The organism is Bacillus sp. 005/A4HT-01/001 (assembly GCF_004634445.1).
Classification (GTDB): domain Bacteria; phylum Bacillota; class Bacilli; order Bacillales; family Bacillaceae; genus Bacillus; species Bacillus altitudinis.
In genome coordinates, this window is the sequence record NZ_SEIZ01000003.1 from 584,556 (window position 1) to 598,878 (window position 14,323).

General features: G+C 41.5%; 11 protein-coding genes. All 11 read left to right on the forward strand.

The features are described 5' to 3' along the window. The first annotated feature begins 7 nt into the window (after window positions 1-7). The 11 genes from ES896_RS12695 (at window position 8) to ES896_RS12745 (ending at window position 14,175) form a co-directional block, all read left to right on the forward strand. Window positions 8-547 carry a hypothetical protein gene (locus tag ES896_RS12695; RefSeq protein ID WP_017367254.1) on the forward strand — a complete coding sequence of 180 codons (540 nt, stop codon included), beginning with the start codon at window positions 8-10 and terminating at the stop codon, window positions 545-547. Window positions 548-702: 155 nt separating this feature from the next. Next, window positions 703-1,437, forward strand: coding sequence for a 30S ribosomal protein S2 (rpsB, locus tag ES896_RS12700; protein WP_007499561.1), 735 nt, complete (start codon window positions 703-705; stop codon window positions 1,435-1,437). A gap of 91 nt (window positions 1,438-1,528) precedes the next feature. Further along, on the forward strand, window positions 1,529-2,410 hold the full coding sequence (gene tsf, locus ES896_RS12705) for a translation elongation factor Ts (RefSeq protein ID WP_007499558.1): 882 nt from the start codon (window positions 1,529-1,531) through the stop codon (window positions 2,408-2,410). A gap of 134 nt (window positions 2,411-2,544) precedes the next feature. Next, on the forward strand, window positions 2,545-3,267 hold the full coding sequence (gene pyrH / locus ES896_RS12710) for a UMP kinase (RefSeq protein WP_008344767.1): 723 nt from the start codon (window positions 2,545-2,547) through the stop codon (window positions 3,265-3,267). A 1-nt stretch (window position 3,268) separates the two neighbouring features. After that, a complete protein-coding gene (gene frr, locus ES896_RS12715) occupies window positions 3,269-3,826 on the forward strand; it encodes a ribosome recycling factor (RefSeq protein ID WP_008344764.1) in 558 nt (185 codons plus the stop codon). A 129-nt stretch (window positions 3,827-3,955) separates the two neighbouring features. Continuing rightward, window positions 3,956-4,738 (forward strand): isoprenyl transferase, encoded by a 783-nt coding sequence (locus ES896_RS12720; RefSeq protein ID WP_007499552.1) that lies wholly within the window; start codon window positions 3,956-3,958, stop codon window positions 4,736-4,738. A gap of 12 nt (window positions 4,739-4,750) precedes the next feature. After that, window positions 4,751-5,545, forward strand: coding sequence for a phosphatidate cytidylyltransferase (locus ES896_RS12725; RefSeq protein ID WP_007499550.1), 795 nt, complete (start codon window positions 4,751-4,753; stop codon window positions 5,543-5,545). A 39-nt stretch (window positions 5,546-5,584) separates the two neighbouring features. After that, the gene (gene dxr, locus ES896_RS12730; protein WP_019744167.1) at window positions 5,585-6,736 is read left to right on the forward strand and encodes a 1-deoxy-D-xylulose-5-phosphate reductoisomerase; all 1,152 of its coding nucleotides are present in this window, start codon (window positions 5,585-5,587) and stop codon (window positions 6,734-6,736) included. Window positions 6,737-6,742: 6 nt separating this feature from the next. Further along, on the forward strand, window positions 6,743-8,008 hold the full coding sequence (rseP, locus tag ES896_RS12735) for an RIP metalloprotease RseP (protein ID WP_007499546.1): 1,266 nt from the start codon (window positions 6,743-6,745) through the stop codon (window positions 8,006-8,008). A gap of 80 nt (window positions 8,009-8,088) precedes the next feature. Next, window positions 8,089-9,786, forward strand: a complete 1,698-nt coding sequence (locus ES896_RS12740; protein ID WP_008344758.1) for a proline--tRNA ligase — start codon at window positions 8,089-8,091, stop codon at window positions 9,784-9,786. A gap of 75 nt (window positions 9,787-9,861) precedes the next feature. Beyond that, the gene (locus tag ES896_RS12745) at window positions 9,862-14,175 is read left to right on the forward strand and encodes a PolC-type DNA polymerase III (protein ID WP_008344756.1); all 4,314 of its coding nucleotides are present in this window, start codon (window positions 9,862-9,864) and stop codon (window positions 14,173-14,175) included. Window positions 14,176-14,323 lie beyond the last annotated feature (148 nt).

Sequence of the window (14,323 nt, forward strand, 5' to 3'; positions counted from 1 at the left end):
AAAAAATATGCTATGGCTGATTAGCTTTATGCTTCATGCTGCACTTATTTATTTTGTGATCATTTTATACACGAGAATGAATTCGCTGAAGGCAACAGAACAAAAGCAGCGAGAGCTTTTAGAAGAAACGGAAAATACCCTGGCTGCATTTTTGATGGAAGTCAAAGAAGAGAATGAAAAACTATCAAAAGCTGCAGCCACTTCCCCTGATTTTTCTGCTGAAGAGCTGAAATCGGATCTTCAGACACCAAAGCAACCACAACCACCAATTGAATCCCAGCAATCGGTAGAAAGTGAAGATCCAGTTCCAGAGCACCTGTCGGCTCTCCTTAGCGAAGTTGAGGTGCAGGAAGAGAAGGTAAACGAACCCGTTTCAAGTCTTGAAACAGAAGCTTCTGTGCCTTCTGAAAGTGAAATAGAAGAAACATTTGAGGATCAAGTAAAGGCCTTATATGATCAAGGGCTATCATTAGAAGAAATAGCGAAAGAATTAAAAACGGGCAAGACAGAAATCGAGCTTTTATTAAAATTTAGCGGAAAGCTGTAAAGGATTCTTGATTGTCAGTCCATCATGTGTTATATTATTTCTTGGTGTTAAATACACACGCTTAATGATTCGTATGAAGGTGCTGCCGTGGCGCAGTTTTATGTGAACATGACTTAAGCGGAGGAAAAAAAACCATTATATTAGGAGGCAACAACATGTCAGTTATTTCTATGAAACAATTGCTAGAAGCTGGTGTTCACTTCGGTCACCAAACACGCCGTTGGAACCCAAAAATGAAGCGTTACATCTTTACAGAGCGTAACGGTATCTACATCATCGATCTTCAAAAAACGGTGAAAAAAGTAGAGGAAGCTTACAACTTCACGAAAAACCTTGCTGCTGACGGAGGAAAAATTCTTTTCGTTGGTACGAAAAAGCAAGCACAAGATTCAGTGAAAGAAGAAGCAATCCGTTCTGGTATGTTCTATGTAAACCAACGCTGGCTTGGTGGAACGTTAACAAACTTTGAAACAATCCAAAAACGTATCAAACGTTTAAAAGATATTGAAAAAATGCAAGAAAACGGTACGTTCGAAGTTCTTCCTAAGAAAGAAGTCGTTCAACTGAAAAAAGAATTAGAACGTCTTGAAAAATTCCTAGGCGGAATCAAAGACATGAAGGGTCTTCCAGATGCACTTTTCATTATCGACCCTCGTAAAGAGCGTATTGCAGTTGCAGAAGCTCGTAAATTGAATATCCCAATTATCGGTATCGTTGACACAAACTGTGATCCAGACGAAATTGATGTTGTGATCCCTGCAAACGATGATGCAATCCGTGCTGTAAAACTTCTAACTGCTAAAATGGCAGATGCGATTCTTGAGTCTAAACAAGGCGAAGAAGAAGCTGTTGTAGAAGAAACGACAGAAACTGAAACAACAACTGCGTAACCTATTCAAAAGGTGATAAGAGGGAACTGCCTTTTATCACCTTTTTTTCACCTAGTAATCCGTGTTTTAACATAGAAGGAGGAAATGTAAAATGGCAATTACTGCTCAATTAGTAAAAGAACTGCGTCAAAAAACTGGTGCAGGTATGATGGACTGTAAAAAAGCGTTAACAGAAACTGATGGTGACATCGATAAAGCAATCGATCTTCTAAGAGAAAAAGGGATCGCAAAAGCTGCGAAAAAAGCAGACCGTATTGCGGCAGAAGGATTAACTCTTATTAAAACTGACGGCAACACTGGCGTTATCCTAGAAGTGAACTCTGAGACTGATTTCGTTGCGAAAAACGAAGGATTCCAAAATCTTCTTAACGAACTTGCTGATCATTTACTTGCTGCGAAACCTGCAACAATTGAAGAAGCACATGCTTCTAAAATGGAAAATGGTTCAACAGTTGAAGAACATATTACTTCTGCAATTGCGAAAATCGGAGAAAAAATTACGCTGCGCCGTTTCTCAGTCATCACAAAAGAAGATAACGCTGCATTCGGTTCTTACTTACACATGGGCGGACGCATCGGTGTATTAGCGGTTCTTAACGGAACAACTGATGAAGAGCTTGCGAGAGACATCGCAATGCACGTTGCTGCTGTAAACCCTAAATACATTTCTCGTGACCAAGTGTCTGAAGAAGAAGCAAACCGTGAGCGTGAAGTATTAACACAACAAGCGCTTCAAGAAGGAAAGCCTGAAAATATCGTTGCTAAAATGGTAGAAGGCCGTCTAAACAAATTCTTCGAAGAAATTTGCTTACTTGACCAAGCATTCGTTAAAAACCCAGATGAAAAAGTGAAACAAGTTGTAGGTGCGAAAAACGCAACTGTTCAAACTTATGTTCGCTATGAAGTGGGCGAAGGTATCGAAAAGCGTCAAGACAACTTTGCTGAAGAAGTTATGAGCCAAGTGAAAAAATAATGTTTGAAAAGCTCTCTGGGGCTTTTTTAGGGAGCACAAGCACTGTGTTCCCTATTTTTTAGAGGATATTGATTTACAAAAGACGGTTTCTTACGCATAATAAGAGACGGTATAGTTTACACTTGGAGGTTATCATGAGCAAACCGAAATATAATCGCATTGTACTGAAGCTAAGTGGAGAAGCACTAGCTGGTGATGCTGGAAATGGAATTAACCCAACTGTCATTCAATCAATTGCAAAGCAAGTAAAAGAAATTGCAGAGCTTGATGTTGAAGTTGCAGTCGTTGTAGGCGGAGGAAACCTTTGGCGTGGTAAGACAGGCAGTGACTTAGGAATGGACCGGGCAACAGCAGACTATATGGGGATGCTTGCAACAGTGATGAATTCATTGGCATTACAAGACAGCCTAGAAACGCTTGGCATTCAGTCTAGAGTACAAACCTCTATTGAAATGAGACAGGTTGCAGAGCCATACATAAGAAGAAAAGCGATCCGTCACCTTGAGAAGAAACGTGTCGTGATTTTTGCTGCAGGTACTGGTAACCCTTATTTCTCTACTGATACAACAGCAGCACTTCGTGCAGCTGAAATTGAAGCAGATGTCATTTTAATGGCGAAAAACAATGTAGACGGTGTCTACAGTGCTGATCCTCGTACAGATGCGGATGCAGTAAAATATGATAAGCTTTCATATCTTGATGTACTAAAAGAAGGGCTTGCTGTAATGGATTCTACTGCGTCCTCATTATGTATGGACAATGACATTCCATTAATTGTCTTCTCTATTATGGAAGAAGGTAATATTAAACGTGCCGTCAATGGCGAATCAATCGGAACGATCGTGAGGGGGAAATAACGTGTCAAAAGAAGTGTTGAACCAAACAAAAGAAAAAATGGAAAAAGCCGTTCAAGCATACGGACGTGAACTAGCAACTGTCCGTGCGGGCAGAGCTAATGCTTCCCTTTTAGACAAAGTAACAGTGGATTACTATGGTGCGCAAACACCACTAAACCAAATTGCGTCAATTACAGTGCCAGAAGCACGTATGCTGATTATCACACCTTACGATAAAACAGCGATTGGTGATATCGAAAAGGCGATCCAAAAGTCTGATCTTGGTATCACACCAACTAGTGACGGAAACGTGATCCGTATTGCGATCCCAGCACTAACAGAAGAAAGACGTAAAGAACTTGTAAAAGTTGTGAGAAAATACTCAGAAGAAGCAAAAGTAGCTGTTCGTAACGTTCGTCGTGATGCAAACGATGAATTGAAAAAGCTAGAGAAAAATGGGGAGATCACTGAAGATGAATTAAGATCATCTACAGAGGATGTTCAAAAATTGACAGATGAATATGTCGCTAAAATTGATGAAGTGACAAAAGATAAAGAAAAAGAAATCATGGAAGTTTAAGAAAAAACTATGTACAATAGATAATAGTGAAAAGACCCTCTTCATGTTTACAGGGGGTTTTTTTGTTAATACTGTTGAGGACTATATTATTAGCGGGAACGCAACCTTTTTGGGTGATGGAGGAATCTCATGCTCAATATACTCAAAAATTGGAAGAATCAGCAAACAGCAGCTTCCAACTTAGAAAGCCTGACAAAAGAAGACATATTAAATGGAGAAATTCCTGAACATATCGCCATTATCATGGATGGGAATGGAAGATGGGCGAAGAAACGTGCGCTTCCACGGGTAGCAGGACATCATGAAGGAATGAAAGTTGTCAAGCGCATGACCAAGCTTGCAAATGAGCTGAATGTCAAAGTGCTGACTTTGTATGCTTTCTCTACAGAAAATTGGAAACGTCCAAAATTAGAAGTAGACTTTTTAATGAAGCTTCCTGAAGAGTTTCTAAACATCTATCTGCCTGAACTCATCGAGGAAAATGTCCGTGTACGTTTAACAGGTGATCCAGACGGCCTCCCGCAGCATACGAAAAAAGCGGTAGAGAACGCAGTGAAGAGTACGGCGAATAATGACGGACTCATTTTAAATTTTGCGCTCAATTATGGAGGACGGACAGAAATTATTTCTGCATGCAGACAAATTTCTGAAAAAGTCAAAGAAGGCAAGCTTCGAGCAGAAGACATCACAGAAGAGATGTTTTCAGCTTATTTAATGACAGAATCTCTTCAAGATCCGGATTTGCTTATTCGCACGAGTGGAGAAATTAGATTAAGCAACTTTATGCTTTGGCAAATTGCATACAGCGAGTTTGTCTTTACGGATGTGCTTTGGCCTGACTTTTCTGATGAGCATCTCATAGGCGCTATCGGAGAGTACCAGCGCCGCGGCCGGAGGTTCGGTGGAATTTAGAGGGTGGTGCAGATGAAACAAAGAATTTTGACGGGTGTTCTGGCAGCTGCAGTGTTTTTACTTGCAGTGATTTATGGACAAATGCCATTTACCCTGCTGATTTATTTAATGGGAAGTGTCGCTCTCTTTGAGCTTCTTAGAATGAAAAAGATTTCGATTTTCAGCTTTCCTGGCATTGTCAGCTTAATATTGCTTTGGCTTTTAATGGGCGGAGAAAATAGCTTCTTCCCGAACGTAGACGCATCAAAAATGCAGATTGCTTTATTTGCAGTCTTAATCCTTTTAACTTATACAGTTCTGAGCAAAAACTCTTTCACATTCGATGAGGTTGCTTTTGTTATATTAGCCACATTATATATTGGCGTTAGTTTCTATTATTTTATTCAAATTAGAGGCTTGTATGGCATGAGTGCGATCTTCTTCGCAGCGGTGATTATTTGGTCCACTGACTCAGGTGCCTATTTTATTGGGAAATCTATGGGGAAACGAAAGCTTTGGCCAGAGATCAGCCCAAACAAAACAGTAGAAGGATTTATCGGCGGAATCGTCACAGCGGTTGTGCTGTCACTTGTGTTCCAGGCGGTTACAGGATTTTTGCCATCATATCTGCTTGTTATGTTTATTACTCTTTTGCTCAGTATTTTTGGACAGCTTGGCGACCTTGTGGAATCTGCTTTAAAGCGTCATTACCATGTGAAGGATTCAGGGACAATACTCCCAGGTCATGGCGGAATTTTGGACAGGTTTGACAGCTTTTTATTCGTTCTGCCGTTTTTATATTTATTGCTGGCCACGTTTGCTAGCTAACCTCATAGAAACTAATTGAACGAGAGAAGGAGTGGCAATTTGAAATATATTTCGCTATTAGGCGCAACAGGATCAATTGGAGAACAAACATTAGATGTGATCAGGCAGCATCCAGACAAATTCAAGTTGAAAGCGATGACGTTTGGCCGAAATATAGACAAGGCCATCCCTATCATTGAACAATTTCAGCCTGAATTCGTTGGATGTGTAGACGAAGAGACCTATCGCACGTTAAAAGGTCATTCATTTCAATACGATGTCAAAATGGCTGCGGGTGATGAAGCGAACATCGAAGCAGCGACCTATGATGCAGTGGATGTTGTGGTCAATGCACTGGTAGGAAGTGTCGGACTTGTGCCGACATTAAAAGCCATTGAACAAAAAAAGACGATCGCACTTGCAAATAAGGAAACACTTGTGACAGCTGGTCATATAGTAAAAGAGTACGCCAAAAAGTATGACGTGCCATTACTTCCTGTCGATAGTGAACACTCCGCTATTTTTCAATCCCTGCAAGGTGAACAAGCTAAAAACATTGAACGCTTAATCGTCACAGCTTCAGGCGGCAGTTTCCGAGATAAAAAACGCACGGAGCTTGAAGGTGTCACGGTTGAAGAAGCGCTGAATCATCCAAACTGGTCCATGGGCGCAAAAATCACGATTGATTCAGCGACCATGATGAATAAGGGGCTTGAGGTGATTGAGGCGCATTGGCTGTTTGATATCCCATACGATCAAATTGATGTGCTGTTACATAAAGAGAGCATCATCCATTCCATGGTGGAATTCCATGACAAAAGTGTCATGGCTCAGTTAGGTACACCTGACATGAGGGTTCCGATTCAATACGCGCTCACTTACCCTGATAGAGCGCCATTAAAAGAAGCGAAATCATTAAACCTTTGGGAGATTGGACAATTAAATTTCCAAAAAGCGGATTTTGACAGGTATCGCTGCTTACATTTTGCTTATGAATCAGGTAAAATAGGAGGGACAATGCCTACTGTGCTTAATGCAGCCAATGAAATTGCTGTTGATGCATTTCTAAAAGGCAAAGTAACGTTCCTGCAAATTGAAGAATTGATTGAAAAGGCACTGAACAGACATCATGTGATTTCAACGCCTAGTTTGCAAGATATCCATGAAGTGGACAAAGATACACGAGACTTTGTTCAATCAATCCTCGCATAAGGTGGTATGTTCGTGAATACAGTGATTGCGTTTATTATTATTTTTGGAACGCTCGTTTTTTTCCACGAGCTTGGCCATTTAATTATGGCGCAGCGCGCAGGCATTTTATGCCGCGAGTTCGCAATTGGTTTTGGACCGAAGATTTTCTCCTTTAAACGAAAAGAAACCGTCTATACCATCAGACTTCTGCCAATCGGCGGATTTGTTAAAATGGCTGGAGAAGATCCTGAAGTCATTGAAATTAAACCGGGTCATACAGTGGGGCTCTTATTCAATGAGCAAAATGAAGTAGAAAAAATCATTTTAAATGATAAAGAGAAATATCCTGATGCACTTGTCATTGAAGTTGAACAAATTGATTTAGATCATGCGATGAGAATTTCAGGATATGAGGCTGGAAATGAAGACATCCTTACTGGCTACAATGTAAGCCAAACAAGCTTCTATATTGCAGATGGTGAAGAAATTCAAATTGCACCATACAACCGTCAGTTTGGTTCAAAAACAGTATGGCAGCGCATTAAAGCCATTGCAGCTGGACCGATTATGAACTTTATCTTGGCATATGTGATTCTTGTGGCTTTAGGATTTATTCAAGGTGTAACCGTGGATGATCCTGTACTTGGTAAGCTGACAAAAGACGGCCGGGCAGCGCAAGCTGGGCTTATGCAGGGAGATCATATCGTTTCAATTAACGGGGATAAAATGAATTCTTGGACAGACGTTGTTCAAACGGTTCAAAAAAACCCAGATAAAAAAATGAATGTCGTCATTGACCGAGATGGCAAAGAAAGCACCATTCAGGTTGTACCGGAAGCTGTGAAGGCAGAAGGAAAAACCATTGGCCGTTTTGGCTCTTATCCGCCAACGGAAAATGGCTTTCTCAAAGTCATTTCATCCTCAGGCACTACAGTGATATCTACAGCAGGTCTCATCTTAACGAACTTGCAAAAGATTGTCACAGGGCAATTTTCGTTAGATATGCTTGCAGGTCCTGTTGGAATATATGACATGACAGGAGAAGTAGCGAAACAAGGTGTGTTAACATTAATGCAGTTTGCTGCGTTTCTTAGTATCAACTTAGGGATCGTGAATTTATTACCGATTCCTGCATTAGACGGAGGAAGATTACTTTTCCTATTCGTTGAAGCCATTCGCGGCAAACCAATTAATCGTGAGAAAGAGGCACTTGTTGTCTTCATTGGTGTTGCGTTCCTCATGCTATTAATGCTAGTAGTGACATGGAATGACATCCAGCGATTATTTTTATAAAAACCATTCTCTCTTGTTTCTCATTCTGGGAAACAAGAGTTTTTGTGAGAAGTCCTATTTCTTAAATGAGGTGTAACGACATGAGACAATCCCTGACTTTCATTCCAACTCTTCGAGAGGTGCCGGCAGATGCTGAGGCAAAAAGTCATCAGCTATTAGTAAGAGCTGGATTTATTAGACAAAACACGAGCGGTATCTATCATTATTTGCCGTTAGCACATAAAGTGATTCAGCACATTCAATCCATTGTTCGCAAGGAAATGGAAAAGGCGGGAGCAGCTGAACTGTTAATGCCAGTGCTGCAGCAAGCAGAAATGTGGCAAGAGTCAGGAAGATGGTATACATACGGTCCAGAACTCATGCGTATGAAAGATCGTCACGGCCGCGAGTTTGCACTTGGCCCAACACACGAAGAAGTGATCACATCACTCGTACGCAGTGAAGTAAAATCGTATAAAAAGCTTCCTTTGACACTATATCAAATCCAATCTAAATTCCGTGATGAACAAAGACCTCGCTTTGGGTTATTGCGCGGACGTGAATTTATTATGAAGGACGCCTATTCATTCCACTCTTCACCAGAGAGCCTTGATGACACATACAACAAAATGTTTACAGCTTACTCGAATGTCTTTTCAAAAGTAGGTCTTAACTTTAGACCCGTCATTGCCGATTCTGGGGCAATGGGAGGAAAAGATACACATGAGTTTATGGCACTGTCAGAAGTAGGAGAAGATACAATCGCATACTCTGACACATCTTCCTACGCTGCGAACATTGAAATGGCTGAGGCTGTGTATCACGGAGAAGAAGCAAACCCTGCGGACTTCAAAGAACTTGAGAAAGTACACACGCCGCAGGTAAAGACGATACAAGATGTTGCGGCATTCTTAGAAGTCGCTCCTTCTACATGTATCAAATCTGTCTTGTTTAAAGCGGACGATGCGTATGTACTTGTCCTGACAAGAGGCGATCATGAAGTAAATGATGTGAAAGTGAAAAACTTAGTTGGAGCACAGCTTGTTGAGCTTGCTTCACGTGAGGAAGTACTAGACGTGATCGGAACAGAACCAGGATTTGTTGGACCAGTGAAGCTTGAAGCGGAAGTAACGATTTATGCAGACCACGCTGTAAAAGGAATGACAAACGCAGTTGTAGGTGCAAATGAATCGGATTATCACTATGTCAATGTTAATCCTGCTCGTGATCTGTCAGTGAAGGAATATACAGATCTTCGCTTGATTCAAGAAGGAGACGTTTCTCCAGATGGTGAAGGCACAATCCAGTTCGCAAAAGGAATTGAAGTAGGACAAGTCTTTAAACTAGGCACGCGTTATTCAGAGGCAATGGATGCAACATACCTCGATGAAAATGGACGTGCGCAGCCAATGATCATGGGCTGCTATGGCATCGGAATTTCTAGAACTCTTTCTGCGATTGTTGAACAGCATCATGATGACAAGGGGATTATTTGGCCAGAAACAGTTGCGCCATATGATCTTCATCTACTTGCCTTAAATATGAAAAACGATGCACAAAAGGAACTGGCTGAAACGCTGTATGAGCGTTTACAGGAAGAGGGCTATGATGTCCTTTTCGATGACCGCCAAGAGCGTGCAGGCGTTAAATTTGCCGACAGTGACTTAATTGGACTGCCAATTCGCATTAGCTGCGGGAAACGTTCAGAAGAAGGTATTGTCGAAGTGAAATTCAGAAAATCAGGTGAATCACACGAAGTATCTGTTGATGAACTGATTTCATTTATACGCCAAGCATAAAAAACGAACAAAAAAATGAAGGTACCTCCTGCAAAAAAGAGGTACCTTTCTGATTTGCAAAAGGAGGGTCCTGTCTTGGATGAACAATTACCGATTACCCGGCGGCAATTTCATATATTACTCAATCAGATTCAAATGACAGATGATGACCTCAGCCGTTACTTTGAAGAAGGCGAGATCGTCAAATTGACGGTGCATAAGGCGGCAAAAACGTGGCATTTCCTTTTTAAATTTAAGGCACTTTTGCCTTACCAAGTATATGCAATGTTTTTAAGCAGGCTGACAAATGCATTTTCTCATATTGCACAAGTTACTTGTACGATTGAAGTCAATGATCCGCACATATCTGAAGAGCTCGTTCAATCGTATTGGTCCCATTGTGTGGAAGAGCTTCAAGGGATTTCTCCCCCAATCATCAGCTTGCTTCAACAGCAAAAACCAGCGCTGTCTGGACATAAGATCATCATCAAAACAAAAAGCGAAACTGAGGCTCTAGCCATCAAGAAGAAATATAGCCCAATGCTTCAGGCTGCATTTAAACAAGTTGGTTTTCCAGAACTTCAATTTGATACAGAAATTTTTGTATCAGATCAAGAGATTCAGAAGTTCAGAGAACAAAAACTTGCTGAAGATCAAGAAAGAGCCATGCAAGCCCTTGTTGAGATGGAGAAGAAGGAAAGTGAGGATCAAGAGGAAGCTCCTTCTGGCCCTCTGATGATTGGCTATCAAATCAAAGACAATGAAGAAATACGTACGCTTGATAGTATTATGGACGAAGAAAGACGAATCACCGTCCAAGGGTACGTGTTCGATGCAGAAACGCGCGAACTAAAAAGCGGTAGAACCCTTTGTATCTTTAAAATTACCGATTATACGAATAGTATTTTGATCAAAATGTTTGCGAGAGAAAAAGAAGATGCCCAGCTCATGAAATCCTTGAAAAAAGGGATGTGGGTCAAAGCAAGAGGAAGCATTCAAAACGATACGTTTGTGAGAGATCTTGTCATGATCGCAAATGACGTCAATGAAATGAAACCTCAGCTGAAAGAAGATACTGCACCTGAGGGAGAAAAGCGTGTTGAGCTTCATTTGCATTCGCCAATGAGTCAGATGGATGCTGTCACTGGCATCGGTAGACTTGTTGAACAAGCAAAAAAATGGGGGCATGAGGCCATTGCCCTGACAGATCACGCCGTTGTACAATCCTTTCCAGATGCGTATGCAGCAAGTAAAAAGCATGGCATCAAAATGATGTACGGGGTGGAAATCAATTTAGTCGACGACGGGGTACCGATTGCGTATAATCCAGAGCACCGCTTGTTAGAAGATGCGACGTTTGTCGTATTTGATGTTGAGACAACAGGACTCTCTGCTGTGTATGATACGATCATTGAGCTTGCAGCCGTGAAAATCAAAGGCGGGGAAATCATTGACCGCTTTGAGGCATTTGCAAACCCTCATCATCCGTTATCAGCAACAACCATTGAACTAACCGGTATCACGGACGACATGGTGAGAGATGCACCAGATGTGGTCGATGTTGTTCGGGATTTCAAAGAGTGGATTGGACAAGATATCCTTGTTGCTCACAATGCGAGCTTTGATATGGGCTTTTTAAATGCAGCATATAAGCGACTGTTAAAAACAGATAAAGCGTCAAACCCTGTCATTGATACACTAGAACTTGGCCGATTCCTTTATCCTGAATTTAAAAATCACCGGCTGAACACGCTGTGTAAAAAGTTCGATATTGAACTCACGCAGCATCACCGGGCGATTTATGATGCTGAAGCAACTGGGTACCTCATGCTGAAGATGCTAAAAGATGCGGCTGAAAAAGAGATTGCCTACCACGATCAATTGAATGAAAACATGGGGCAGTCCAATGCGTATCAGCGCTCACGTCCTTACCATGCAACCGTGATTGCACAAAATGAGACGGGTCTAAAGAATTTATTTAAGCTTGTTTCACTTTCTCATATTCATTATTTCTACCGCGTGCCGCGTATCCCTCGCTCACAGCTTGAGAAATATCGAGAAGGTTTAATTGTTGGGTCTGCTTGTGATAAGGGTGAAGTGTTTGAAGGGATGATGCAGAAGTCACCTGATGAGGTAGAAGACATTGCCGCATTTTACGACTATTTAGAAGTTCATCCGCCAGAAGTGTATCAGCATTTACTCCAGCTGGAGCTTGTTCGGGATGAACGTGCATTAAAAGAGATCATCACAAACATTGTAAAACTTGGTGAAAAACTGAATAAACCAGTCGTGGCTACTGGAAATGTGCACTACCTGCATCCAGAAGACAAAATTTATCGCAAAATCTTAATTTCATCACAAGGCGGGGCGAATCCACTCAATCGTCATGAACTGCCAAAAGTTCACTTTAGAACAACTGATGAAATGCTAGAAGCCTTCTCTTTTCTTGGAGACGAGAAGGCGAAAGAGATTGTCGTGACGAATACGCAAAAAGTATCTGAGATGGTTGAAAGTATTAAACCAATCAAAGACGATCTTTATACACCAAAAATCGAAGGTGCAGATGAAGAAATTCGGGAAATGAGCTATAACATGGCTCGCAGCATCTACGGTGACGATTTACCGAAAATTGTAGAAGACCGGATCGAGAAAGAATTAAAGAGTATTATTGGTCACGGTTTCGCTGTTATTTATTTAATTTCTCATAAGCTTGTTAAGAAATCACTTGATGATGGATATCTAGTTGGTTCAAGGGGATCAGTTGGTTCATCTCTCGTTGCGACATTAACAGAGATTACAGAAGTGAACCCGCTTGCGCCGCACTATGTATGTCCAAGTTGCAAGCACTCTGAGTTCTTTAATGATGGATCGGTTGGCTCAGGATTTGACCTTCCTGATAAAGACTGTCCTGAATGCGGGACGCCGTATAAAAAAGACGGACACGATATTCCGTTTGAAACGTTCTTAGGTTTTAAAGGAGATAAAGTGCCCGATATCGACTTGAACTTCTCAGGAGAATATCAGCCGATTGCCCATAACTATACGAAAGAGCTGTTTGGTGAAGAGTACGTATACCGCGCAGGTACAATCGGTACCGTTGCAGAAAAAACGGCATATGGTTATGTGAAAGGCTACGCAGGAGATCATAACCTTCATATGAGAGGTGCTGAAATTGACCGGCTCGTACAGGGCTGTACGGGGGTCAAACGGACAACGGGCCAACATCCAGGCGGTATTATCGTAGTGCCGGATTATATGGACATTTACGATTTCTCACCGATTCAATATCCAGCAGATGCGACAGGTTCTGATTGGAAAACGACGCATTTTGATTTCCATTCAATCCATGATAACTTGCTGAAACTAGATATTCTTGGACACGATGATCCAACGGTCATTCGGATGCTTCAGGACTTGAGCGGAATTGACCCAAAAACGATTCCGACAGATGATCCTGAGGTCATGAAAATCTTCCAAGGAACGGAACCTCTCGGTGTCACAGAAGAACAAATTGGATGTAAAACGGGAACACTTGGGATACCAGAGTTTGGCACAAGGTTTGTTCGTCAGATGCTTGAAGATACAAAACCGACCACCTTCTCGGAACTTGTTCAGATCTCTGGTCTATCTCACGGTACAGATGTATGGCTCGGCAACGCCCAAGAGCTGATTCATAATAAAACGTGTGAACTAAGCGAAGTGATTGGCTGTCGTGATGATATTATGGTCTATCTGATTTATCAAGGTTTAGAGCCGTCACTTGCCTTTAAAATTATGGAATCTGTTCGTAAAGGGAAGGGACTTCCTCCTGAATGGGAAGAAGAAATGAAGAATAATAACGTACCGAACTGGTACATTGATTCTTGTAAAAAGATTAAATACATGTTCCCTAAAGCCCACGCGGCTGCTTATGTATTAATGGCTGTTCGGATTGCTTATTTCAAGGTGCACCATGCACTTCTGTACTATGCGGCTTATTTTACCGTTCGTGCTGATGATTTTGATATCGAAACGATGACAAAAGGATCGAATGCGATTCGAGCGGTCATGGACGATATTAACTCAAAAGGTCTTGATGCATCACCGAAAGAGAAGAACCTATTAACTGTACTAGAGCTTGCACTTGAAATGTGTGAAAGAGGCTATCACTTTAAAAAAGTAGACCTATACCGATCAAGTGCCACTGAGTTTATCATTGATGGAGACGGGCTAATCCCGCCATTCAACTCCATCCCTGGACTCGGAACAAACGTTGCGTTAAATATTGTACGCGCACGCCAAGATGGCGAATTCCTTTCAAAAGAAGATTTACAAAAACGAGGAAAAGTGTCTAAGACCATCCTTGAGTATTTGGATCGTCAAGGCTGCTTAGAAGCACTTCCTGATCAAAACCAGCTTTCTTTGTTCTAATGTGAAAAATGAAGAGCGCCCTTAAAGGGCGTTCAGGCTGTCGAGAAAATCTCGACAGCTTTATTTTTCCCCTTAAATTTTCCACTACCCCATTTTATAATAGAGAAAAGCATACTAAAGGAAGGTGTTTTTCTCATGTTCCACACTA

What these genes read in the sequence shown, in the direction of transcription:
- ES896_RS12695 (WP_017367254.1), top strand. Translation starts at nt 8, where the DNA reads ATGCTATGGCTGATTAGCTTTATGCTTCATGCTGCACTTATTTATTTT.
- rpsB (WP_007499561.1), top strand. Translation starts at nt 703, where the DNA reads ATGTCAGTTATTTCTATGAAACAATTGCTAGAAGCTGGTGTTCACTTC.
- tsf (WP_007499558.1), top strand. Translation starts at nt 1,529, where the DNA reads ATGGCAATTACTGCTCAATTAGTAAAAGAACTGCGTCAAAAAACTGGT.
- pyrH (WP_008344767.1), top strand. Translation starts at nt 2,545, where the DNA reads ATGAGCAAACCGAAATATAATCGCATTGTACTGAAGCTAAGTGGAGAA.
- ES896_RS12720 (WP_007499552.1), top strand. Translation starts at nt 3,956, where the DNA reads ATGCTCAATATACTCAAAAATTGGAAGAATCAGCAAACAGCAGCTTCC.
- ES896_RS12725 (WP_007499550.1), top strand. Translation starts at nt 4,751, where the DNA reads ATGAAACAAAGAATTTTGACGGGTGTTCTGGCAGCTGCAGTGTTTTTA.
- rseP (WP_007499546.1), top strand. Translation starts at nt 6,743, where the DNA reads ATGTTCGTGAATACAGTGATTGCGTTTATTATTATTTTTGGAACGCTC.
- ES896_RS12740 (WP_008344758.1), top strand. Translation starts at nt 8,089, where the DNA reads ATGAGACAATCCCTGACTTTCATTCCAACTCTTCGAGAGGTGCCGGCA.